This window comes from Streptomyces wedmorensis, from assembly GCF_000716445.1.
In the GTDB taxonomy this organism is placed as follows: domain Bacteria; phylum Actinomycetota; class Actinomycetes; order Streptomycetales; family Streptomycetaceae; genus Streptomyces; species Streptomyces wedmorensis.
The window spans coordinates 71,389-93,588 of record NZ_JNWK01000021.1; the positions used below are offsets into that span (position 1 = coordinate 71,389).

Consider the following 22,200-nt stretch of genomic DNA (forward strand, 5'->3'; position numbering starts at 1 on the left):
GGGCCTTCGTCATGCCCGCGCCAGGCCCGCATCGGAGGGCGCGGGGGACAACCGGGACAATGGGCGCGTGCTTCACGATCTGTTCAGCCCCGACGTCCAGCACGCCCTGGACCTCGTCGGCATCTTCGTCTTCGCCATCTCCGGCGCCCTCCTCGCCGTCCGCAAGAACTTCGACGTCTTCGGCATCGCCGTCCTCGCGGAGGTCACCGCCCTCGGCGGCGGCCTCTTCCGGGACCTGGTCATCGGCGCGGTGCCGCCCGCCGCTTTCACGGACCTCGGGTACTTCCTGATGCCGCTGATCGCCGCGGTCCTGGTGTTCTTCCTGCACCCGGAGGTCGAGCGCACGCAGACCGCGGTGAACGTGTTCGACGCGGCGGGCCTGGGGCTGTTCTGCGTGACGGGGACGACGAAGGCGTACGACTACGGGCTCGGCCTGACGGCCTCGGCGGCGCTGGGTCTGGCGACGGCCGTCGGCGGCGGCGTGCTGCGCGACGTGCTGGCGAACGAGGTTCCGTCGCTGCTCCGCTGGGACCGGGACCTGTACGCCGTGCCCGCGATCGTGGGGGCCACGATGGTGGTGCTCTGCATCCGCTTCGACATGCTGAACGCCTTCACCAGCGGTGCCGCCGTCCTGACCGCCTTCGTGCTGCGGCTGTTCGCGATGCGCTTCCACTGGCGGGCGCCGCGCGCCTGGAACCGCCGTTCGTCCGCTCGGGAGGAGCCGGAAAAAGCTACCGCTCAGTAATTACCTGCGGTACCGTCGATCGTATGAGCACGAGCACCGAGATGAGCACCGAGACGCGCACGCCGTCGACCGCCGTCGCGACGAGCGAGTTCGACCGCGACACCGCCGTCACCCTCCGGGAACCCGGCGTCTACGACGCGGACCTCTCCGCCGGCTGGACGATCATCCAAGCCGTCAACGGCGGCTACCTCCTCGCCCTGCTCGGCCGCGCCCTCGGCGACCACCTCCCGCACCCCGACCCGTTCACGATCTCGGCGCACTACCTGACGCCGTCCGTGCCCGGCCCGGCGGTGATCCGGACGGAGACGGTCCGCACGGGCCGGTCCCTCTCCACGGGGCAGGCGTCGCTCTTCCAGTACGCCGAGGACGGCACCGAGGTGGAGCGCATCCGCGTCCTCGCCTCGTACGGAGACCTCGACGCCCTCCCCGACGACGTCCGCACCACCGCCGCGCCCCCGGCGATGGCCGCGATCGAGAACTGCTTCAGCGCCGCCGACAACCCGGCCCCGCGGATCCCCGGGTCGTCCGCCATCGCCGAGCGCCTCGACCTCCGCCTCGACCCCTCCTGCGTCGGCTGGGCGGTCGGCGCCCCGTCCGGCAAGGGCGAGATGCGGGCGTGGTTCGGCCTCGCCGACGGCCGCGAGCCCGACGCGCTGTCCCTGCTGCTGACCGTCGACGCCCTGCCGCCGACCTCCTTCGAGCTGGGCCTCAAGGGCTGGACCCCGACCGTCGAGCTCACCACCCACGTCCGCTGCCGCCCGGCCCCCGGCCCGCTGCGCGTCTCGATCACGACCCGCAACCTCGCCGGCGGCTTCCTCGAAGAGGACGCCGAGGTCTGGGACAGCGCCGGCCGCCTCGTGGCCCAGTCCCGCCAGCTGGCCCGCGCCCCCCGCGACTGACCCCGCCGGCCGCCGGCCCGCCGCCGCGCGGGCGTAAACAGGCCAGGCGCCGAGCATGCCGTGGTGGGCTCGTAGAATCGACCCACCATGGCTTACCTCGACCACGCCGCGACCACGCCCATGCTGCCCGAGGCGATCGAGGCGATGACCGCCCAGCTCGCCGTCACGGGCAACGCCTCGTCCCTGCACGCCGCCGGCCGACGGGCCAGGCGGACCGTCGAGGAGGGCCGCGAGACGCTCGCCGCGGCGCTCGGCGCGCGACCGAGCGAGGTCGTGTTCACCTCGGGCGGCACGGAGGCCGACAACCTCGCCGTGAAGGGCCTGTACTGGGCCCGCCGCGACGCCGACCCCCGCCGCACCCGCGTCCTGGCCAGCCCCGTGGAGCACCACGCCGTGCTCGACGCCGTCGACTGGCTCGCCACGCACGAGGGCGCCGACGTGGAGTACCTGCCGGTCGACCGGCACGGCCGGGTGCACCCCGAGGCGCTCCGCGAGGCGATCGCCCGCGACCCCGGCTCGGTCGCCCTGGCCACCGTCATGTGGGCCAACAACGAGATCGGCACCGTCATGCCGGTGCGTGAACTCGCCGACGTGGCCGCCGAGTTCGACGTACCGCTGCACGCGGACGCCGTCCAGGCCGTCGGTCAGGTCCCGGTCGACTTCGCCGCATCGGGCCTCGCCGCGATGACCGTGTCCGGCCACAAGATCGGCGGCCCCTACGGCATCGGCGCACTGCTCCTGGGCCGCGAGCACACCCCCGTGCCCGTGCTGCACGGCGGCGGCCAGGAGCGGCACGTCCGCTCCGGCACCCTCGACGTGCCGGCGGTCGCCGCCTTCGCGGTGGCGGCCCGGCTGGCCACCGAGCGGCGCGCCGAGTTCGCCCGCGAGGTCGGCGCCCTCCGGGACGCGCTCGTCACCGCCGTCCACGCGGTCGCGCCCGACGCGATCCTCGGCGGCGACCCCGTCGAGCGGCTGCCCGCCAACGCGCACTTCACCTTCCCGGGCTGCGAGGGCGACTCCCTGCTCCTGCTCCTCGACGCCGCCGGCATCGCCTGCTCCACCGGCTCCGCCTGCACCGCAGGCATCGCCCAGCCCAGCCACGTGCTCCTCGCCACCGGCACCGACCCGGACCTCGCCCGCGGCACCCTGCGCTTCTCCCTCGGCCACACCTCCACCAAGGAGGACGTGGCCGCGGTCGCCGCGGCGATCGGCCCGGCGGTGGAGCGCGCCAGGACCGCGGGCCTCACGTGACCGTCTTCGACGCCTCGCGCACCAGTCTCAGGTAGCGGTCCCAGTCCCAGTGCGGACCCGGGTCGGTGTGGTCCGTGCCCTCGACCTCCACGTGCCCGATGATGTGCTCCCGGTCCACGGGTATCCCGTACCGGGCGCATATCCCGGCCGTCAGCCGCGCGGACGACGCGTACATCGCCGCCGTGAAGCCCTGCGGACGGTCGACGAAGCCCTCGTGCTCGATGCCGATGCTGCGCTCGTTCATGTCGCGGTTGCCGGCGTGGAAGGCGACGTCGAGCTCCCGGATCATCTGGGCCACGTGCCCGTCCTTGCGGACGACGTAGTGGGCGGCGGCCCCGTGCCCCGGGTTCTTGAAGACCTTCAGGGCGGTCGCGTAACTGCCCTGGACGACGTGGATCACGACCCGGTCGATCCGGTAGTCGTCCGGCCGGTCGGCCCGGCGCCAGTTCGCCCGCGCCGCCGCAGCCCACTCGGCGCCCTTGTGGTCGAGCTCGCCGTCGACCCGCTTCTTCTCCATCCCGGGCAGCCGCCACCAGAAACGCGCGAGGTCGTCCCGGGCAAGCGCGGCGACCCCGACCACCGCCGCACCGCCGCCGAGCAGCACCGCCCGCCGCCCCACCCGCCCGCCGGACCCGTCCGACCCTCTGTCCTTGCTCCCCATGCCACCGAGAACGCTTACTCCCGCGCTCCTGGTTCCCGGCTGCCCGTACCCTGGTAGGGCTATGACTCAGACTCCGCCCCCGCGCCCCCTTCGTGTCCTCGCCGCCATGTCGGGCGGAGTGGACTCCGCCGTCGCCGCCGCCCGTGCCGCCGAGGCGGGCCACGACGTCACCGGCGTGCACCTCGCCCTCTCCGCGAACCCGCAGTCCTTCCGTACCGGAGCCCGCGGCTGCTGCACGATCGAGGACTCGCGCGACGCGCGCCGGGCGGCCGACGTCATCGGCATCCCCTTCTACGTGTGGGACCTGGCCGAGCGGTTCCGCGAGGACGTCGTCGACGACTTCGTCGCGGAGTACGAGGCCGGCCGCACGCCCAACCCCTGCCTGCGCTGCAACGAGAAGATCAAGTTCGCGGCGCTCCTCGACAAGGCGCTCGCGCTCGGCTTCGACGCGGTCTGCACCGGCCACTACGCCACCGTCGTCCTGAACGAGGACGGCACCCGCGAGCTGCACCGCGCCTCCGACATGGCCAAGGACCAGTCGTACGTCCTCGGGGTGCTGGACGAGAAGCAGCTGGCCCACGCGATGTTCCCGCTGGGCGACACCCTCACCACCAAGGACGAGATCCGGGCGGAGGCCGAGCGACGCGGGCTCGCGGTCGCGAAGAAGCCCGACAGCCACGACATCTGCTTCATCGCCGACGGCGACACGCAGGGCTTCCTCGCCTCCCGCCTCGGCAAGGCGGAGGGCGACATCGTCGACGAGGCCGGCACGAAGATCGGCACGCACGAGGGCGCGTACGGCTTCACCATCGGCCAGCGCAAGGGCCTGCGGATCGGCCACCCGGCCGCGGACGGCAAGCCCCGCTACGTCCTCGACATCTCGCCCGTGAACAACACCGTCACCGTCGGCCCGGCCGAGGCGCTCGACGTCACCGCCCTCACCGCGATCAAGCCCCGCTGGTGCGGCACCGCCCCGGACGGCCCGGGCCGCTACACGGCCCAGCTCCGCGCCCACGGCGGCGAGACCGAGGTGACCGCCACCCTCACCGACGGCGAGCTCGCCGTCACCTTCGCCGAGCCGGTCCGCGGCGTCGCCCCCGGCCAGGCCATCGTCCTCTACGACGGCACCCGCGTCGTCGGCTCCGCCACCATCGCCACGACGGCCCGCCACACCCCGGCCCCGGCCTGACCCCGCGAGGCCCGAGGACCGGGCCCGCGCACCACGACCGCGCCCGGGACCGTCCGGGCCCGCCGCCCGATCCGGCCTGACCGACAGGACACCGCCAGGGCCTGTCCGGCGGATCAGGGCCGGGTCCGCGGCGCCGCGGACCAGCCGGCCCTGATCCGCCGGACAGGCACTAGACCGCCCCGGCCGTCTCCCGGTCCTCGGCGAGGAACTCCTCGACGACGGGGGCCAGGACGTGCGGGGCCACCTCGTGCGTCTGGCCCGTCAGGGTGCGGTGCCGGGCACGGGGGAGGGCCGCCGTCAGGGCGCGCGCCGCCTGACGGGTCCCGGCCGGGCTGGCGCCGCCGTCGACCACCAGCACGCGCGCGTGGACGCGGGCGAGGCTCCGCTCGGGAAGCGTCCCGTCGCCGAGGAGGGCGAGGTCGTACGCGAGGGTGCGGGCCGGCCCGGCGACGCCGGGCCGCAGCCGGGTCACCCCGGGCGGCAGCCCCGCGGCCGCCGCCGCGTCCGCCAGGAAAAGGTCGAGCGCCGCCGCCCGCCGCCCCCGGTCGAGGAGCGCGGCCACCCGGCGCCACCGCTCCCTCTCCTCCGCCGAGTACGGCGGCTCGTACACCGACACCGGACCCGCCGGCACCCCGGCCGCCGCCGCCGCGAGCGCCAGCGCGCCCCCCGTGCCCGTCCCGTGCAGGGCCGCCCCCGCGCCCGCCGCCCCGACGACCGCCGCCAGGTCGTCGATCTCCCTTTCCACCGCGTACGGCCCGGTGTCGCCGCTCGCGCCGCGCCCCCTCCGGTCGTACGCCACGACCGAGAAGCGCCCGGCGAGCAGCCCGCCCAGCACCCGTTCGCCCGCGGCCGTGCCCAGCGCACCGCTCACCAGGACGAGCGGCGGCCCGTCGCCGTACCTCTCGTACGCGATCGGCGTCCCGTCCCGCGACGTGACCCGCCCCCGAACCCTGTTCAGCGTGGTGCTCTCCTCGTCCATGGCAGGGCAGACCGCGGACGTCACCGGAACTCATCGCCGCCGGGCGCGATTTCCCCGAGGAAATTCCCAGCCCCTGGTCAAGGCCTACGGTGGGGGCCATGAACATCTGCGTCTTCCTCTCCGCCGCCGACCTCGACGAGCGCTACACGGCCCCCGCCCGCGACTTCGCCCGCCTCCTCGGCAAGTCCGGCCACACCCTCGTCTGGGGCGGCTCCGACACCGGCCTGATGAAGGTCGTCGCGGACGGCGTCCAGGAGAGCGGCGGCCGGCTCGTCGGCGTCTCCGTCGACTTCCTCGCCCACAAGGCCCGCCCGGACGCGGACGAGATGGTCATCGCCGAGGACCTGGCCGCCCGCAAGGCGCTGCTGCTCGCCAAGTCCGACGCGATCGTCGTCATGGTCGGCGGCACCGGCACCCTCGACGAGGCCACCGAGATCCTGGAGCTCAAGAAGCACGGCAAGCACGCCAAGCCGGTCGTCCTCCTCAACACCGCCGGCTTCTACGACGGCCTGAAGACCCAGTTCCACCGCATGGAGGCCGAGGGCTTCCTCCCGCTGCCCCTCACCGACCTCGTCTTCTTCGCGGACGACGGCCCGGCCGCCCTCGCCCACCTGGAGGAGAACATCGCCTCCCGCTGATGCGAGCATGGGGACCATGGCTACTCATGTGATCACCGGAGCCGGTTCCGGCATCGGCGCGGCCGTCGCGCGCCGGCTGCACGCGCGCGGGGACGAACTCGTGCTGCACGCGCGCGACGCGGGGAGGGCGAAGGAGCTCGCCGGGCGGTTCCCCGGCGCGCGGACGCTGGTGGGGGACCTCGCCGACCCCGACCGGCTGTCGTGGGCGTTCTCGCACCAGACGATGCCGGAGCGGGTGGACAGCCTGCTGCACATCGCGGGGGTCGTCGACCTCGGCCCGATCGGCGAACTCACGCCGAAGACCTGGCACCACCAGCTCAACGTCAACCTCGTCGCCCCGGCGGAGCTGACCCGGCACATGCTGCCCCAGCTGCGGGTCTCGCAGGGGCACGTCGTCTTCGTGAACTCGGGCGCGGGGCTCAACGCGCACGGGGAGTGGGGCGCGTACGCCGCCTCGAAGCACGGCCTCAAGGCCCTCGCGGACGCCCTGCGCCACGAGGAGCACGCGAACGGGGTGCGGGTCACGTCCGTCTACCCGGGGCGGACCGCGAGCCCGATGCAGGCGAAGGTGCACCAGCAGGAGGGCAAGGAGTACGACCCGTCGAAGTGGATCGACCCCGAGTCCGTCGCGACGGCGATCCTGACCGCGATCGACCTGCCGAAGGACGCCGAGATCAACGACCTCACCGTCCGCCCGGGACGCTAGGCATGGGCGCGACGACAGACACGACGGGCGGCGACGCGACGGACATGGACGACACGAGGTTCTGGGGCCCGGCCACCGGCGTCGGGTCCTTGCCCGGCGGCGACGCCCGCGAGGCGGCGAAGACCGCCACCGGTTCCTTCGAGGACTTCCCGTTCCTCCCCGAGCTGCCCGCGCGCGGGCCCGGCGCCGACATGATCGGCCGGACCATCGGGATGCTCGTCGACCTCTACGCGCACGTGGAGCCCAGCGGCTGGCGGATCAGCGACCGGCCCGGCCGCGACACCAAGCGCGCCCGCTCCTGGCTCGGCGAGGACCTGGACGCCCTGGAGGAGTTCACCCAGGGGTACGAAGGCCCGCTCAAGGTGCAGGCCGTCGGGCCGTGGACGCTCGCAGCCGCCCTGGAGCTGCGCGGCGGGGAGGCGGCCCTCGGCGACGCGGGCGCCTGCCGCGACCTCGTCGGCTCCCTCGCCGAGGGACTCCACGACCACCTCGCGGAGCTGCGCAAGCGCGTCCCGGGGGCCCGGCTCGTCCTCCAGCTCGACGAGCCCTCGCTCACCGCCGTGCTGCGCGGCCACGTCCGTACCGCCAGCGGCTACCGGACCTACCGGGCCGTCGACCGCCAGGTCGTGGAGAGCGCCCTGCGGGACGTGGCCGCCGTCCACGACGGGCCGGTCGTCGTCCACTCCTGCGCCCCCGACGTGCCGTTCGCACTGCTCCGGCGGTCCGGTGTCGCCGGCGTCTCGTTCGACTTCGGGCTGCTCACCGAACGTGACGAGGAGCCGATCGGCGAGGCCGTGGAGGCCGGTACGAAGCTCTTCGCCGGTGTGGTGCCTTCCACCGACACGGCATTGTCAGACCCGGGCGGTAGCGTCATGGGTGTCAGGACGCTGTGGCGCAGGCTGGGGCTGAATCCGGGGACTCTCGCCGAGTCCGTGGTCGTCACCCCCACGTGCGGGCTCGCGGGCGCTTCGCCCGCGTACGCCCGTGCGGCGCTCGCCCACTGCGCCCGGGCGGCGAGATCGCTCGCGGACAACCCAGAGTGACCGGGTTTCGAGGTACGGGAGGACGGACGAAGGTGGCAGTCGAACAGGGGGCCCTGCCCGCCGAGGCACGGGAGAAGCACGCCGACCTCGCCGAGCAGGTCGAGGAGCACCGCTTCCGGTACTACGTGAAGGACCAGCCGGTCATCAGCGACGGCGAGTTCGACAAGCTCCTGCGCGTGCTCGAAGCGCTGGAGGAGGAGTACCCGGAGCTGCGGACGCCCGACTCGCCGACCCAGAAGGTGGCCGGGCAGTACGAGACGGAGTTCACCTCCGTGGAGCACCGGGAGCGCATGCTCTCCCTGGACAACGCCTTCGACGACGAGGAGCTGGCCACTTGGGCCGAGCGGGTCGCGCGGGACGTCGGCACCCCCGACTTCCACTACCTGTGCGAGCTCAAGGTCGACGGCCTCGCGGTCAACCTCACGTACGAGCGGGGGCGGCTGACCCGGGCCGCCACCCGCGGCGACGGCCGCACCGGCGAGGACATCACGCCCAACGTGCGGACGATCGCCGACATCCCGGACCGGCTGCGCGGCGACCGGATCCCGGAGCTGGTGGAGATCCGCGGCGAGGTCTACTTCCCGATGGAGGGCTTCGAAGGGCTCAACGCCCGTCTGGTGGAGGCCGGTGACAAGCCCTTCGCCAATCCGCGCAACGCGGCGGCGGGTTCGCTCCGCCAGAAGGACCCCAAGGTCACCGCCTCCCGTCCGCTCCACATGGTGGTCCACGGCATCGGCGCCCGCGAGGGCTTCGACATCTCCCGGCTCTCGGAGACGTACGAGCTGCTCCACGAGTGGGGCCTGCCCACCGCCCGGCACAACAAGGTGGTCGGCTCGCTCGCCGACGTGCGCGAGTTCATCGCGTACTTCGGGGAGAACCGTCACTCCGTGGAGCACGAGATCGACGGAGTCGTCGTCAAGCTCGACGAGATCCCGCTCCAGGGCCGGCTCGGCTCCACCGCGCGTGCCCCGCGCTGGGCGATCGCCTGGAAGTACGCGCCGGAAGAGGTCAACACCAAGCTGGTCGACATCAAGGTCGGCGTCGGCCGCACCGGGCGCGTCACGCCGTACGCGCAGGTGGAGCCGGTGACGGTGGCCGGCTCCGAGGTCGAGTTCGCCACCCTCCACAACCAGGAGGTGGTGAAGGCCAAGGGCGTGCTGATCGGCGACACGGTCGTGCTGCGCAAGGCCGGCGACGTGATCCCGGAGATCCTCGGTCCGGTCGCCGACCTGCGGGACGGCACCGAGCGCGAGTTCGTGATGCCGGCGACGTGCCCGGAGTGCGACACGCCGCTGAAGCCCATGAAGGAAGGGGACATCGACCTCCGCTGCCCGAACGCCCGGACCTGCCCGGCCCAGCTGCGCGAGCGGCTGTTCTTCCTGGCCGGGCGCCAGTGCCTGGACATCGAGAACTTCGGTGCGGTGGCCGCGGCCGCGCTGACCCGCCCCCTGGAGCCCTCCGAGCCGCCGCTCGCGGACGAGGGCGACCTGTTCGACCTGACCATCGAGCAGCTGCTTCCGATCAAGGCGTACGTCCTCGACCCGGACAGCGGACTGCCGAAGCGGGACCCGAAGACCGGCGAGGAGAAGATCGTCACGGTCTTCGCCAACCAGAAGGGCGAGCCGAAGAAGAACGCCCTCGCCATGCTGAAGAACATCGAGGACGCCAAGGCCCGGCCGCTGGCCCGGTTCATCAACGGCCTGTCCATCCGGCACGTGGGGCCCGTCGCGGCCGAGGCGCTGGCCCGTGAGTTCCGCTCCCTGGAGCGGATCGAGCAGGCGAGCGAGGAGGAACTGGCGGCCGTCGACGGGGTCGGCGGGATCATCGCGGCCGCGGTGAAGCAGTGGTTCTCCGAGGAGTGGCACCGCGAGATCGTGCGCAAGTGGCGCGCCGCGGGGGTCATCCTGGAGGACGAGGGCGCCGGGGAGGACGAGGGACCGCGTCCGCTGGAAGGCCTCACGGTCGTGGTGACCGGCACCCTGGAGAAGTTCACCAGGGATGGCGCAAAAGAGTCCCTCCAGAGGCTCGGAGCGAAGGTGACCGGTTCCGTTTCGAAGAAGACCGACTTCGTGGTGGTCGGTGAAAACCCCGGTTCGAAGTACGACAAGGCGATGCAGCTGAAGGTTCCGGTTCTGGACGAGGAGGGCTTCTCCGTCCTGCTCGAACAGGGGTCCGAGGCGGCTCGGGAGGCCGCGGTCCCGGTCGCCGAGTAGCCGCCCACCGTCCCCCGGAAGGCCACCCGTTCGGCGCATACCAGATCGTTACGGGTGGCTGGGTCGCATTCGGGCAAGAGAAGGAGAGCGCTGCCCGTCGGAGCCCTCGGCGGCCTAGGGTGGTGACCGTGCGTCTTGTCCCGCACGGCCGCCCCAGGGCTCTGCCCCGCCGCGCGCCGGCCGGACGACGGACGGCCGCGTCACCGCGACCCCGCACACACCCGACGGCACCGCCGCCTGTGAGAGGGACGGGAATGGAACCGACCGAGAGCGCCGCCCCGGTCCCACGGCCACAACGCCGTGCGGTCACCCCGGGCTTCACCTCCCGGCTGCCCGCAGCCGTGGTGGTCATCGCAGCCGTCGTGCTCGTCGCCGGGCTCCAGCAGGCCCTGAGCACCGGTCACGGACTCTTCCCAGGCGGGATCCCCGGCTGGTCCCTCGCCGTCCTCGCCGGCCTGATCGTCGGCCACCTGGTCGCCCTCGGCCGCGACCGCTGGTGGGGCGGCACCGGTTCCGGCGCCGCCCTCACCCTCGCCGTCCTCCTCCTGTACGGCTGGGTCCCCGCCGGCCTCGTGTCGCTCACCGTCGTCGCCCTGGTCAGCGCCGCCCGCCGGCATCGCTGGCGCCAGGGCGTACTGCACGGCGCCGCCGACATCCTCGGCGTGGGCACCGCGGCCCTCGTACTCGGCCTGTTCGGAGACGTACCGACCGTCGAAGTGCCCTGGCAGCCCCTCGACTGGACGATCCGGGACCTCCCGGAAGTCGTCCTCGCCGCCGGCGCCTACCTCGTGGCGACCCGGCTCCTCCTGTGGTACACCCTCGCGCCCCAGGGCCGCGGCCTGCCCACCGTCGCCCGCAGCGCCCTCCTCCGGCAGGGCCTCGTCGCCGTCGCCCTCCTCGGCATCGCCCCGCTCATCTGCGTCGTCGCCGCCACCCGGCCCGTGCTGCTGCCGCTCTTCGCCGTCCCCCTCATCGCCCTCGACTCCACCCTCTGGATCGCCCGCGCCCGCGCCGAGGAACAGCTCCGCGACCCGCTCACCGGACTCCCCAACCGCCAATGGCTCCTGGAACGGGCCTGGACCGCCCTGGAGGAAGCCGAAGGCGAAGGGGCCCGCGCAGCCCTCGTCCTGATCGACCTCGACCGCTTCCGATCGGTCAACGACACCCTCGGCCACCTCGCGGGCGACCGGCTGCTCCTCCAGATCGCCGAACGGCTCCGCCTCGCACTGCCCCGCGGCGCCGAGGCCGCCAGACTCGGCGGCGACGAGTTCGCCGTCCTGCTGCCCACCGCCGACTCCACCACCAGCGCGCAGCGGGTCGCCCGCCACCTCGTCGCCGAACTCTCCTCCCCGCTCGACCTCGACGGCCTCACCCTCGTCCTGGAGGCCAGCGCCGGCGTCGCCGTCTTCCCCGACCACGCCCTCGACGCCGAAGGCCTGCTGCGCCGCGCCGACGTCGCCATGTACCAGGCCAAGCGGGACCGCACCGGCGTCGAGGTCTACGAGTCCAAGCGCGACTCCAACACCCCCGACCGGCTCGGCCTCCTCGGCGACCTCCGCCGCGCCCTCGACGCCGGCGAGGTCGAACTCCACTACCAGCCCAAGGTCCGCTTCGACGGCCAGGTCGCCGGCCTCGAGGCGCTCGTGCGCTGGGTCCACCCCGAGCGCGGCAAGGTCCCCCCGGACGAGTTCATCGCCATCGCCGAGTCCTCCGGCCTGATGCCGCACCTCACCGAGTACGTCCTGGAGACCGCGCTCGCCCAGGTCGCCCGCTGGCGCGCCCAGGGCCTCAACGTCCCGGTCGCCGTCAACGTCTCGCCGCGCGACGTCCACACCCCCGGCTTCGCCGGCGCCGTCGCCGCCCGGCTCGCCCGCCACGGCGTCCCGGCCGGCGCCCTCCAGCTGGAGATAACGGAGCACGTCCTCCTGGAGGACCCCCAGCGGGCCGCCGACACGCTCAACGGCCTCACCGGCCACGGCGTCAAGATGTCCCTCGACGACTTCGGCACCGGCTACTCCTCCCTCGTCCACCTGCGCCGGCTGCCCGTCAGCGAGCTGAAGATCGACCGCTCCTTCGTCGCCCGGCTCGCCGTCGACACCGAGGACGCCGAGATCGTCCGCTGCACCGTCGACCTCGCCCACTCCCTCGGCCTCCTCGTCGTCGCCGAGGGCGTGGAGGACGACGAGACCTGGGAACGCCTCCGCGACCTGGGCTGCGACGCCGTCCAGGGCTGGCTCGTCGCCGCCGCCATGCCGCCCGCCGAGGCCACCGCCTGGCTCCTGGCCCGCGGCGAGCACGGCTGGCGCCGCCCCGCCGACATGGTCGAGCCCGTCGATCTGGACCACCCCTCGGGCCACGTCGTGCAGTGACCGTCCCCCTCCGGGGGCAAACCGTTTCACGGGCAGCGGCGCTGGCCCCATAGGATTGGGCCAACACCATCAAACTCACCCCGTGAGGATCCGCATGCCTGGCATCACGCGCGAGGAGGTCGCCCACCTCGCACGGCTGGCGCGTCTGGAGCTGAAGGGCGAAGAACTCGATCACTTCGCCGGTCAGCTCGACGACATCATCGGCGCGGTCGCCCGCGTCTCCGAGGTCGCCGACCAAGACGTACCGCCGACCTCCCACCCGCTGCCGCTGACCAATGTCATGCGCGCGGACGAGGTCCGTCCGTCGCTCACCCCCGAGCAGGCGCTCTCCGGCGCCCCGGCCCAGGAGCAGCAGCGTTTCAAGGTGCCGCAGATCCTGGGGGAGGACTAACAAGTCATGACGGACAACAACATCATCAAGCTCACGGCCGCCGAGATCGCCGGGAAGATCGCCTCCGGCGAGCTCACCGCCGTCGAGGTCACCGAGGCCCACCTCGCCCGCATCGAGGCCGTCGACGAGAAGGTCCACGCCTTCCTGCACGTCGACCGCGAGGGTGCCCTCGCGCAGGCGCGCTCCGTCGACGAGAAGCGTGCCCGGGGCGAGAAGCTCGGCCCGCTCGCCGGTGTGCCGCTCGCGCTCAAGGACATCTTCACCACCGTCGGCATGCCGACGACCGTCGGCTCGAAGATCCTCGAGGGCTGGATCCCGCCGTACGACGCGACCCTGGTCAAGAACCTCAAGGCCGCCGACGTCGTCATCCTCGGCAAGACCAACATGGACGAGTTCGCCATGGGCTCCTCGACGGAGAACAGCGCGTACGGTCCGACCGGCAACCCCTGGGACCTGACCCGGATCCCCGGCGGCTCCGGCGGTGGCTCCTCGGCCGCCCTCGCCGCGTACGAGGCCCCGCTCGCCATCGGCACGGACACCGGCGGCTCGATCCGCCAGCCCGCCGCCGTCACCGGCACCGTCGGCGTCAAGCCGACCTACGGCGGCGTGTCCCGCTACGGCATGGTGGCCTTCTCGTCCTCCCTCGACCAGGGCGGCCCCTGCGCCCGTACGGTCCTGGACGCGGCCCTCCTGCACGAGGCGATCGCCGGGCACGACCCGCTCGACTCGACCTCCATCGACGCCCCGGTGCCGCAGGTCGTCGAGGCCGCGCGCAACGGCTCGGTCGCCGGCATGCGCGTCGGCGTCGTCAAGCAGTTCCGCGGCGAGGGCTACCAGGCCGGCGTCGTGCAGCGCTTCGACGAGTCCGTCGAGCTGCTCAAGGAGCTGGGCGCCGAGATCGTCGAGCTGGACTGCCCGACCTTCGACCTCGCCCTCTCGGCGTACTACCTGATCGCGCCGTCCGAGTGCTCCTCGAACCTGGCCCGCTTCGACGCCATGCGCTACGGCCTGCGGGTCGGCGACGACGGCACGCGGTCCGCCGAGGACGTCACCGCCCTCACCCGTGAGGCCGGCTTCGGCGACGAGGTCAAGCGCCGCGTCATCCTCGGCACGTACGCGCTGAGCTCCGGCTACTACGACGCGTACTACGGCTCGGCCCAGAAGGTCCGGACCCTCATCACCCGAGAGTTCGAGAAGGCCTTCGAGGAGGTGGACGTGATCGTCTCCCCGACGACGCCCACCACCGCCTTCCCGATCGGCGAGCGCGCCGACGACCCGATGGCGATGTACCTCGCGGACCTGTGCACCATCCCGACCAACCTGGCCGGCAACGCCGCCATGTCGCTGCCCTGCGGCCTGGCGCCCGAGGACGGTCTGCCGGTCGGCCTGCAGATCATCGCTCCCGCCATGAAGGACGACCGGCTGTACAAGGTCGGCGCCGCCGTCGAGGCCGCCTTCGTGGAAAAGTGGGGGCACCCGCTGCTCGAGGAGGCTCCGTCGCTGTGAGTGCCATGGCAAAGAAGGCCAAGAACTTCAAGAAGTCGAAGACCGGCGTCTACGTCTCGCTGGCCACCACCGCGTTCGGCGCCGTCAGCGTCGCCAAGCAGGCCAAGCTGGCCCGCAACGACAACGACACCCTGCGGCTGATCGACGCCGCCGTGTCCGCCGCCGCCATCGTTACCGGCCTGGCGATCCTCTACCGGGAGCTCAAGCGCCTGGGCGACGACGACGTCCTGCTGGGCTGAGAGGGAAAGTCTCACCGTGACTGTCACTGAACTGCTGTCGTACGACGCGGCCCTCGCGGCGTTCGACCCCGTCATGGGCCTCGAGGTCCATGTCGAGCTCGGCACCAAGACGAAGATGTTCTGCGGCTGCTCGACCGAGCTGGGCGCGGACGCGAACTCGCAGACGTGCCCGACCTGCCTCGGCCTGCCCGGCTCGCTGCCGGTCGTCAACGCGATCGGCGTCGAGTCCGCGATCAAGATCGGCCTCGCGCTGAACTGCGAGATCGCCGAGTGGTGCCGCTTCGCCCGGAAGAACTACTTCTATCCGGACATGCCGAAGAACTTCCAGACCTCCCAGTACGACGAGCCGATCGCCTTCAACGGCTACCTGGACGTCCAGCTGGAGGACGGCGAGATCTTCCGCGTGGAGATCGAGCGCGCCCACATGGAGGAGGACACCGGCAAGTCCACCCACATCGGTGGCGCGACCGGCCGCATCCACGGCGCCTCGCACTCGCTGCTCGACTACAACCGCGCCGGCATCCCGCTCATCGAGATCGTCACCAAGCCCATCGAGGGCGCGGGCGAGCGGGCCCCCGAGGTCGCCAAGGCGTACGTCGCCGAGCTGCGCGAGCTGATCCGTGCCCTGGGCGTCTCCGAGGCGCGCATGGACAAGGGCCAGATGCGCTGCGACGTGAACCTGTCGCTGCGTCCGAACGGCACCAAGACGTTCGGCACCCGCTCGGAGACGAAGAACGTCAACTCGCTCCGTTCGGTCGAGCGCGCGGCGCGCTTCGAGATCCAGCGCCACGCGGCCGTGCTCACCTCCGGTGGCACGATCGTGCAGGAGACCCGTCACTTCCACGAGGACGACGGCTCCACCACCGCCGGCCGCATCAAGGACAACGCCGAGGACTACCGGTACTTCCCGGAGCCCGACCTCGTCCCCGTCGCCCCGGCCCGTGAGTGGGTCGAGGAGCTGCGTGCCGGGCTGCCCGAGCTGCCGCGCGTGCGCCGCAACCGGCTCCGCGAGGAGTGGGGCGTGTCCGAGCTGGAGATGCAGTCCATCCTCAACGCGGGCGCGGTCGACCCGATCGTCGCCACGGTCGAGGCGGGCGCGGACGCGGCCTCGGCCCGCAAGTGGTGGATGGGCGAGCTCGCCCGCAACGCCAACGAGCAGGGCGTCTCGCTGGAGGAACTGGCGATCACCCCGTCGGACGTGGCCCGGGTCTCCGCCCTGGTCGCCTCCGGCGATCTGAACGACAAGCTGGCCCGTCAGGTCATCGAGGGCGTTCTCGCCGGCGAGGGCACCCCGGACGAGGTCGTCGAGAAGCGCGGCCTGAAGGTCGTCTCCGACGACGGCGCGCTGGGCACGGCCGTCGACGAGGCCATCGCGGGCAACGCGGCCATCGCCGACAAGATCCGCGGCGGCAAGGTCGCCGCGGTCGGCGCCCTGGTCGGCGCGGTCATGAAGGCCACCCGTGGCCAGGCGGACGCGGCGAAGGTCAAGGACCTGATCCTGGAGAAGCTGGGCGTCACCGAGGGCTGATCCCCTTCCGGGAACCTCGTACGAGGGCGGTACGGCTGTCGCGAGACGGCGGTACCGCCCTCTGCCGTCGCCCGGGAGGCAGGGTGATCGCCGGGGAGGCCGGGCGGGCACCTCGCTCGCCCGGGGCGCCGGGCGAGCACCTCGTCCGGGCGCTAGGCGAGTACCTCGTAGATCAGCGTGCAGTCCGCGTCGTCCTCGGTGAACTTGTACTCCAGTTCTCCCTGGCCCACATGGGACCGGCCCGCGTAAAAGCGGCCGAGGAGGTCGTCGTCCGGGGAATCGTCGTCGAAGAGTTCGACTCGGGCACGGGTGCCGAAGTCGATCAGCGGGACGGCGGACAGGTCGGCTGTGTCCCCGTTGTTCGGTCCCGGCGATTCCGCGCCCCACACCTGAACCCCGTTGACCAGCAGGCGCTGTTCGTCCTCGCCGCGGTCGTCCTCTGTCGTCGTGCAGTGGAGAGAAATCGGTCGAAGCCTCATCACCACCCCCAACTATGCGTCGAGCAGGCTGAGTCGAGAGTAGGGGGAATTCTCCTTTCGGGCAATGGAGCGCGGGCCGCGCAATACGGGCGCATTCTTCGGGAATTGATGCGCCCCCGCATTCCCGAATGGGAGTCCGGTAAACAGGATTGCCGGTGTGTGGCCGTTCATCGCCATTTCTCCGCGGGGTCTTCTCGCCGTCACCGCGTCTCACTACCGTCCCCGGCGTACCACCCGATGGCTCGAAGGCGAGCCGTCGGCCGTCGACTGGAGGTCGGTCTTGTCCCCCGAGAAGTCCCCCGAGCTGTCCCGCAGAAGGCTCCTCGCCCTGGGCGGGGGCGCCCTCGGTGTCGCCGCGGCAGGTTCGCTGCTGCCGCCGTCGTTGCAGGCGGCGATGGCCGCGGAGCCTCCGGCCGGCGGGATGGGGGCCGTGCGGCACGTGGTGATCCTGATGCAGGAGAACCGTTCCTTCGACCACTACTTCGGCACCCTCCGCGGCGTCCGCGGATTCGGCGACCGCAACGCCGTCGAACTGCCCTCCGGCAAGCCGGTCTTCGAGCAGCCGGCCCCGCTCGGCCGGACCGTGCTGCCCTTCCCGATCCGCGGCGCCGCCGAGACGCAGCAGAAGGACCTCCAGTACATCGGCGATCTCGACCACTCCTGGAGCGGCGGCGCCAAGGCCTGGCACGGCGGCTGGATGGACGGATGGGTCTCGGCCAAGACCGCCGCCACCATGGCGTACTACGACCGCCAGGACATCCCGCTCCACTACGAGCTCGCCGACACCTTCACCATCTGCGACGCCTACCACTCGTCCGTCCACACCTCGACGAGCCCCAACCGCAACCACCTCTGGTCCGGCTGGACCGGCTTCGAGGCCGACGGCAGCCGGGCCGTCACCAACGCCGCCTACGCCGAGGGCACGCACCCCGGCTACGGCTGGCCCACCTACGCCGAGCGGCTCGAAGCCGCCGGGCGGAGCTGGAAGACGTACACCGAGTGGGAGAACTTCACCGACAACAACATCGAGTTCTTCACCACCTTCAAGAAGATCGCCCGCAAGGCGCTCGCCGGCACCGGCGGGCACACCTTCATGGAGTCCTTCTACGCCGCCGTCCGCGACACCGGGGACCCCGCCGAGCGGGCGAGGCTGCTCGGCCTCCTGGAGGAGGGCGTCGCGACGCTCACCGCCGCCGAGCGCTCCCTCTTCGAGCGGGGGCTCCGCCGCGTCGAGTCCGGCACCCTCGCCGACGCCTTCCGCGCCGACGTCGCCGCCGGCACCCTCCCCGAGGTCTCCTACCTCGTGCCCTCCGCGATCGACTCCGAGCACCCCGGCTCCTCCTCGCCGATCGCCTCCGCGACCCTCGTCTACAAGGTCCTCGACGCCCTCGGTTCCCACCCGGACGTCTGGCGCCACACCGTCGTCCTGATCAACTACGACGAGAACGACGGCTTCTTCGACCACGTCCCGCCGCCCGTCCCGCCCGCCGACGACCCGGACGAGCGCTGGCAGGGCCGGCCCACCGGCCTGGGCATCCGCGTCCCGCTGCTCGTCGTCTCCCCCTGGTCGGTCGGCGGCCACGTCTGCTCCGAGACCTTCGACCACACCTCGGTGATCCGCTTCCTGGAGAAGCTGACCGGCATCCGGGAACCCAACATCACCCCCTGGCGCCGGACCGTCACCGGCGACCTCACCTCCGCCTTCGACTTCCACCGGCCCCGTCGGCAGCCTCCCGTCGAGCAGCCGGCCCCGATCCCGCCCTTCACCGGCCGCTGGCGGCCGCAGCCCCCGGCCGTCCAGCGGATGCCCGTCCAGGAGCCCGGCGTCCGCCCCGCCCGCCCGCTGCCGTACCAGCCGGACGCCTCCGCGACGACCGGTGCCGGTGCCGTGACGGTCACGCTCGGCAACACGGGGAAGGCGAGCGCGCACTTCGCCCTCTACCCGTACGCGGGCGAGTTCGCCGTCCCGCAGCACCGGGACGTCAGGGGCACGGGGGAGTGGACGGTCCCCGTTCCGGGTGATCGTTACCGCTTCACGATCACCGGCCCCAACGGCTTCCGGCGCGAGTTCGAGGGCCCCGCGGCGGGCGGCGCCGAGCTGGCCTCGCGGATCGACCACCACGACCGCGACCTGCATCTCACCGTACGGAACACCGGCGACGCCCCGCTCTCCTTCACGGTCCGGCCGCTCGGGTACGTGGAGGAGGACGACCTCGCCGACTGGACCCGCACCGTCACCGTGAAGCCCGGGAAGACCCGTACCGTCGTCCATTCGGCCGCCGACGCGCACGGCTGGTACGACGTCGAGGTGACCGCGCCCGACGGCTTCCGCCGCCGGCTCATGGGCCACATCGAGAACGGACGTCCGTCGGTCTCCGGCTGACCTTCGGTCCTCCCGCCGTGCGCGGACGCACGGGTCCAAAGGCCCGTTCGTCCGCGCACGGCTGTGAGGATCGACACGAAAGGGGCAAAAGATCTCCCGGGGCTGCGACAGTTGCCCCCATACAGGTCATGTGTTCTTTACGGGCTTTTCCCGCTGAAGATCCACGAACCACCCAGGGAGCCCGTCCTTTGGCAGCCATCGCACGATGGTGCATCCGGCACCGTCTCGTCGCCGTCCTCCTGTGGGTCCTCGCCCTCGTCGGGGTCGGCACCGCGGCCGTCGTGGCCGGCAACGCGTACTCGAACGACTACGAGGTCCCGGGGACCGAGTCCGGCCGTGCCACCGCCCTGCTCGAACGCGGCTTCCACGGCCTCGGCGGCGACAGCGACACCATCGTCTGGCACACCGACCGCGGCAGCGTCCGCGCCGACGCCGTCGAGCGGCGCATGACCGGCGTGCTCGACCGGGTCGCCGAACTCCCCGGCGTCGCCTCCGTCGCCTCCCCCTACGGGGAGGCCGCGGGCCCCGGACAGATCAGCGAGGACGGACGCACCGCCTACGCCACGGTCACCTTCCGCGAGCAGGCCGACGACATCCCCGTCTCCCAGGCCGAGGCCCTCGTCTCCACCGCGAAGGAAGCCCAGACCGACGCCCTGCGGGTCGAGCTCGGCGGTACCGCCGTCGCCCTGACCGAGGCCCCCGGCGGGCACGTCGCGGAGGTCGTCGGCGTCGCCGTCGCGGCCGTCGTCCTCTTCCTCGCCTTCGGCTCGCTCGCCGCCTCCGTGCTCCCCATCGCGACCGCGCTCGTCAGCGTCGGCATCGCGTACTCCGGGATCGTGCTCCTCGGGCATCTGATGACCGTCGCCGACTTCGCCCCCATGCTCGGCATGCTCGTCGGCCTCGGCGTGGGCATCGACTACGCCCTGTTCATCGTGACCCGGCACCGCAAGGGCCTCAAACGCGGCCTCTCCGTCACGGAGGCCGCCGAGAACGCCGTCGCCACCACCGGCCGCGCCGTCGTCTTCGCCGGCGCCACCGTCTGCATCGCCCTGCTCGGCATGCTGATCCTGCGGCTCGGCTTCCTCAACGGCGTCGCCATCGCGGCCTCGCTCACCGTGATCCTCACGGTCGCCGCCTCCGTCACCCTGCTGCCGGCGCTGCTCTCGTTCATCGGCATGCGGGCGCTGTCCCGGCGCGAACGCCGGACGCTCGCCGAGCGCGGGCCGCAGCCCGAGCTGCCCACCGGCTTCGCCGCCCGCTGGTCCGCCTTCGTCGAGCGGCACCCCAAGCTCCTCGGCGGCGTCGCCGTCCTCGTCATGGCCGTCCTGGCGCTGCCGACCCTCTCGCTCCACCTCGGCACCTCCGACCAGGGCAACAATCCGGCCACCGCGACCACGCGCCAGGCCTACGACCTGCTCGCCGAGGGCTTCGGCCCGGGCGTCAACGGCCCACTCACCCTCGTCGCCGGCCTGGACGGCGCCGACGACCGGGTCGCCCTCGACCAGCTGCCGGCCGCGCTCACCGCCGCCAAGGGCGTCGCGTCCGTCTCCCCGGTCACGTACAACAGCGCGGGCGACACCGCCGTCCTCACCGTCGTCCCCGACTCCTCGCCCCAGTCCAAGGCCACCAGCGAGCTCGTCGACCGGCTCCGCCAGGACGTCCTCCCGGAGGCCGAGGCCGGCACCTCGCTCCAGGTGCACGTCGGCGGCGTGACCGCCTCCTACGACGACTTCGCCGAGATCATCGTCGGCAAGCTGCCGCTCTTCGTCGGCGTCGTCATCGCCCTGGGCTGCCTGCTGCTCCTGCTCGCCTTCCGCTCCATCGGCATCCCGCTCAAGGCCGCCGCCATGAACGTCGCCGCCGTCGCCGCCGCCTTCGGCATCGTCGTGGCGATCTTCCAGTGGGGCTGGGGGAGCGAGCTCCTCGGCCTGGGCAGCGCGGGACCCATCGAGCCGTTCCTCCCCGTGATCATGGTCTCGGTGCTCTTCGGCCTGTCCATGGACTACCAGGTCTTCCTGGTCAGCCGGATGTACGAGGAGTGGCTGGAGACCGGCGACAACCGGCGGGCGGTGCGGGTCGGCCTCGCCGAGACCAGCCGTGTGATCAACTCCGCCGCCGTCATCATGATCTCGGTCTTCCTGGCCTTCGTCCTCTCCGGCGACCGGGTCATCGCGATGTTCGGCATCGCGCTCGCGGCGGCCGTCGCCCTCGACGCGTTCGTGCTGCGCACGCTCCTCGTCCCCGCCCTCATGCACCTGCTCGGCGGGGCGAACTGGTGGCTGCCGAAGCGGCTCGACCGGATCCTGCCGAGGATCAGCATCGAACCGCCCGAGTGCCGCGAGGCCGCCGACACGCGTGCGAAGATCCCCCTGCAGCGCGTGACGGCTCCCGCCGCCGAGGAGAGGAACGACGATGTTCGCGATATCGCTGGGTGACGACGGTGCCGAGCTGCGGCCCCTGGAACCCTGGCAGGCGGAGGAGCTCCTCGCCCACATGGACCGGGGCCGGGAGTTCGTCGGGCAGCACATCGCCCTCCCCGACTTCGTCGCCGACCTCGACTCCGCCCGCGCCTACCTCACCTCGTACGCCGAGAAGGCCGCGAACGACGCCGGACGCCTGTACGGCATCTGGACCGGGGGCACCCTCGTCGGCGGTGTGCTCTTCCGGACCTTCGACGCCGCGAACGGCACCGCCGAGGCGGGCTGCTGGCTGGAGCCCTCCGCCGCCGGAAAGGGCCTGATCACCCGGGCCTGCCGGGTCATCATCGACTGGGCGATCGAGGAGCGCGGGATCCACCGCGTCGAGTGGCTCGCCTCCTCGGAGAACGGGCCGAGCATCGCCGTGGCCCGTCGCCTGGGCATGTCGAGGGAGGGCGTGCTGCGGGAGAACTACCTGTACCGCGGCACCCGCTCGGACACCGAGGTCTGGGCCGTCCTCGCCCCCGAATGGCGCGCGGCGAAGGCGGCGGCCGCCTCTTAAGG

General features: G+C 72.4%; 19 protein-coding genes. 16 read left to right on the forward strand and 3 right to left on the reverse strand.

Features of this window, described 5'->3' with window-relative positions:
* The first annotated feature begins 67 nt into the window (after positions 1–67).
* The 3 genes from OO54_RS18530 (at position 68) to OO54_RS18540 (ending at position 2,895) form a co-directional block, all read left to right on the forward strand.
* Positions 68–745 carry a trimeric intracellular cation channel family protein gene (locus OO54_RS18530; protein WP_033204501.1) on the forward strand — a complete coding sequence of 226 codons (678 nt, stop codon included), beginning with the start codon at positions 68–70 and terminating at the stop codon, positions 743–745.
* 23 nt (positions 746–768) lie between these two features.
* Positions 769–1,644 carry a thioesterase family protein gene (locus OO54_RS18535; protein WP_033204503.1) on the forward strand — a complete coding sequence of 292 codons (876 nt, stop codon included), beginning with the start codon at positions 769–771 and terminating at the stop codon, positions 1,642–1,644.
* A gap of 87 nt (positions 1,645–1,731) precedes the next feature.
* Positions 1,732–2,895 (forward strand): cysteine desulfurase family protein, encoded by a 1,164-nt coding sequence (locus OO54_RS18540; RefSeq protein ID WP_033204504.1) that lies wholly within the window; start codon positions 1,732–1,734, stop codon positions 2,893–2,895.
* On the opposite strand, the gene OO54_RS18545 is transcribed toward OO54_RS18540, so the two are convergent.
* Positions 2,888–3,556, reverse strand: a complete 669-nt coding sequence (locus tag OO54_RS18545) for an N-acetylmuramoyl-L-alanine amidase (RefSeq protein WP_033204506.1) — start codon at positions 3,554–3,556, stop codon at positions 2,888–2,890. The two genes, OO54_RS18540 and OO54_RS18545, sit on opposite strands and share 8 nt — an antisense overlap.
* A gap of 61 nt (positions 3,557–3,617) precedes the next feature.
* On the opposite strand from OO54_RS18545, the gene mnmA reads away from it, so the two are divergent.
* A complete protein-coding gene (gene mnmA / locus OO54_RS18550) occupies positions 3,618–4,745 on the forward strand; it encodes a tRNA 2-thiouridine(34) synthase MnmA (protein ID WP_033204507.1) in 1,128 nt (375 codons plus the stop codon).
* A gap of 169 nt (positions 4,746–4,914) precedes the next feature.
* On the opposite strand, the gene OO54_RS18555 is transcribed toward mnmA, so the two are convergent.
* Positions 4,915–5,724 (reverse strand): alpha/beta fold hydrolase, encoded by an 810-nt coding sequence (locus tag OO54_RS18555; RefSeq protein ID WP_033204508.1) that lies wholly within the window; start codon positions 5,722–5,724, stop codon positions 4,915–4,917.
* A 98-nt stretch (positions 5,725–5,822) separates the two neighbouring features.
* Here OO54_RS18555 and OO54_RS18560 point away from each other — a divergent pair, with 98 nt between their 5' ends.
* From OO54_RS18560 to gatB, 9 genes are all read left to right on the forward strand, one after another.
* Complete coding sequence (locus tag OO54_RS18560; RefSeq protein WP_033204510.1) at positions 5,823–6,362, forward strand: LOG family protein; 540 nt, start codon at positions 5,823–5,825, stop codon at positions 6,360–6,362.
* A gap of 7 nt (positions 6,363–6,369) precedes the next feature.
* Positions 6,370–7,068 carry an SDR family oxidoreductase gene (locus OO54_RS18565; protein WP_017236029.1) on the forward strand — a complete coding sequence of 233 codons (699 nt, stop codon included), beginning with the start codon at positions 6,370–6,372 and terminating at the stop codon, positions 7,066–7,068.
* A gap of 2 nt (positions 7,069–7,070) precedes the next feature.
* Complete coding sequence (locus OO54_RS18570; RefSeq protein WP_399522778.1) at positions 7,071–8,111, forward strand: methionine synthase; 1,041 nt, start codon at positions 7,071–7,073, stop codon at positions 8,109–8,111.
* A gap of 32 nt (positions 8,112–8,143) precedes the next feature.
* On the forward strand, positions 8,144–10,324 hold the full coding sequence (gene ligA / locus OO54_RS18575) for an NAD-dependent DNA ligase LigA (protein ID WP_033204511.1): 2,181 nt from the start codon (positions 8,144–8,146) through the stop codon (positions 10,322–10,324).
* 254 nt (positions 10,325–10,578) lie between these two features.
* On the forward strand, positions 10,579–12,693 hold the full coding sequence (locus OO54_RS18580) for a putative bifunctional diguanylate cyclase/phosphodiesterase (RefSeq protein ID WP_033204513.1): 2,115 nt from the start codon (positions 10,579–10,581) through the stop codon (positions 12,691–12,693).
* A 94-nt stretch (positions 12,694–12,787) separates the two neighbouring features.
* Positions 12,788–13,084 (forward strand): Asp-tRNA(Asn)/Glu-tRNA(Gln) amidotransferase subunit GatC, encoded by a 297-nt coding sequence (gene gatC / locus OO54_RS18585; RefSeq protein ID WP_015036350.1) that lies wholly within the window; start codon positions 12,788–12,790, stop codon positions 13,082–13,084.
* 6 nt (positions 13,085–13,090) lie between these two features.
* The gene (gene gatA, locus OO54_RS18590; RefSeq protein ID WP_033204515.1) at positions 13,091–14,590 is read left to right on the forward strand and encodes an Asp-tRNA(Asn)/Glu-tRNA(Gln) amidotransferase subunit GatA; all 1,500 of its coding nucleotides are present in this window, start codon (positions 13,091–13,093) and stop codon (positions 14,588–14,590) included.
* 5 nt (positions 14,591–14,595) lie between these two features.
* Positions 14,596–14,829 (forward strand): hypothetical protein, encoded by a 234-nt coding sequence (locus OO54_RS18595; RefSeq protein ID WP_030693796.1) that lies wholly within the window; start codon positions 14,596–14,598, stop codon positions 14,827–14,829.
* Between the two features lie 16 nt (positions 14,830–14,845).
* Positions 14,846–16,357 (forward strand): Asp-tRNA(Asn)/Glu-tRNA(Gln) amidotransferase subunit GatB, encoded by a 1,512-nt coding sequence (gene gatB / locus OO54_RS18600; RefSeq protein ID WP_033204516.1) that lies wholly within the window; start codon positions 14,846–14,848, stop codon positions 16,355–16,357.
* A 152-nt stretch (positions 16,358–16,509) separates the two neighbouring features.
* On the opposite strand, the gene OO54_RS18605 is transcribed toward gatB, so the two are convergent.
* Complete coding sequence (locus OO54_RS18605) at positions 16,510–16,836, reverse strand: hypothetical protein (protein WP_157856491.1); 327 nt, start codon at positions 16,834–16,836, stop codon at positions 16,510–16,512.
* Between the two features lie 280 nt (positions 16,837–17,116).
* Between OO54_RS18605 and OO54_RS18610 the strand changes: the two genes are divergently transcribed.
* The 3 genes from OO54_RS18610 to OO54_RS18620 all read left to right on the forward strand — a co-directional run bounded on the left by OO54_RS18610 (position 17,117) and on the right by OO54_RS18620 (position 22,198).
* Positions 17,117–19,219 (forward strand): phosphocholine-specific phospholipase C, encoded by a 2,103-nt coding sequence (locus tag OO54_RS18610; protein WP_033204589.1) that lies wholly within the window; start codon positions 17,117–17,119, stop codon positions 19,217–19,219.
* A 188-nt stretch (positions 19,220–19,407) separates the two neighbouring features.
* Complete coding sequence (locus tag OO54_RS18615; RefSeq protein WP_033204519.1) at positions 19,408–21,654, forward strand: MMPL family transporter; 2,247 nt, start codon at positions 19,408–19,410, stop codon at positions 21,652–21,654.
* Positions 21,632–22,198 carry a GNAT family N-acetyltransferase gene (locus OO54_RS18620; RefSeq protein ID WP_033204521.1) on the forward strand — a complete coding sequence of 189 codons (567 nt, stop codon included), beginning with the start codon at positions 21,632–21,634 and terminating at the stop codon, positions 22,196–22,198. The genes OO54_RS18615 and OO54_RS18620 overlap by 23 nt, the downstream gene beginning before the upstream one ends.
* Positions 22,199–22,200: the final 2 nt, after the last annotated feature.

What these genes read in the sequence shown, in the direction of transcription:
- OO54_RS18540 (WP_033204504.1), top strand. Translation starts at nt 1,732, where the DNA reads ATGGCTTACCTCGACCACGCCGCGACCACGCCCATGCTGCCCGAGGCG.
- OO54_RS18620 (WP_033204521.1), top strand. Translation starts at nt 21,632, where the DNA reads ATGTTCGCGATATCGCTGGGTGACGACGGTGCCGAGCTGCGGCCCCTG.
- OO54_RS18565 (WP_017236029.1), top strand. Translation starts at nt 6,370, where the DNA reads ATGGGGACCATGGCTACTCATGTGATCACCGGAGCCGGTTCCGGCATC.
- OO54_RS18555 (WP_033204508.1), bottom strand. Translation starts at nt 5,724, where the DNA reads ATGGACGAGGAGAGCACCACGCTGAACAGGGTTCGGGGGCGGGTCACG.
- OO54_RS18570 (WP_399522778.1), top strand. Translation starts at nt 7,071, where the DNA reads ATGGGCGCGACGACAGACACGACGGGCGGCGACGCGACGGACATGGAC.
- OO54_RS18535 (WP_033204503.1), top strand. Translation starts at nt 769, where the DNA reads ATGAGCACGAGCACCGAGATGAGCACCGAGACGCGCACGCCGTCGACC.
- OO54_RS18605 (WP_157856491.1), bottom strand. Translation starts at nt 16,836, where the DNA reads ATGAGGCTTCGACCGATTTCTCTCCACTGCACGACGACAGAGGACGAC.
- gatC (WP_015036350.1), top strand. Translation starts at nt 12,788, where the DNA reads ATGCCTGGCATCACGCGCGAGGAGGTCGCCCACCTCGCACGGCTGGCG.
- gatA (WP_033204515.1), top strand. Translation starts at nt 13,091, where the DNA reads ATGACGGACAACAACATCATCAAGCTCACGGCCGCCGAGATCGCCGGG.
- OO54_RS18545 (WP_033204506.1), bottom strand. Translation starts at nt 3,556, where the DNA reads ATGGGGAGCAAGGACAGAGGGTCGGACGGGTCCGGCGGGCGGGTGGGG.
- mnmA (WP_033204507.1), top strand. Translation starts at nt 3,618, where the DNA reads ATGACTCAGACTCCGCCCCCGCGCCCCCTTCGTGTCCTCGCCGCCATG.
- OO54_RS18560 (WP_033204510.1), top strand. Translation starts at nt 5,823, where the DNA reads ATGAACATCTGCGTCTTCCTCTCCGCCGCCGACCTCGACGAGCGCTAC.
- OO54_RS18580 (WP_033204513.1), top strand. Translation starts at nt 10,579, where the DNA reads ATGGAACCGACCGAGAGCGCCGCCCCGGTCCCACGGCCACAACGCCGT.
- OO54_RS18595 (WP_030693796.1), top strand. Translation starts at nt 14,596, where the DNA reads ATGGCAAAGAAGGCCAAGAACTTCAAGAAGTCGAAGACCGGCGTCTAC.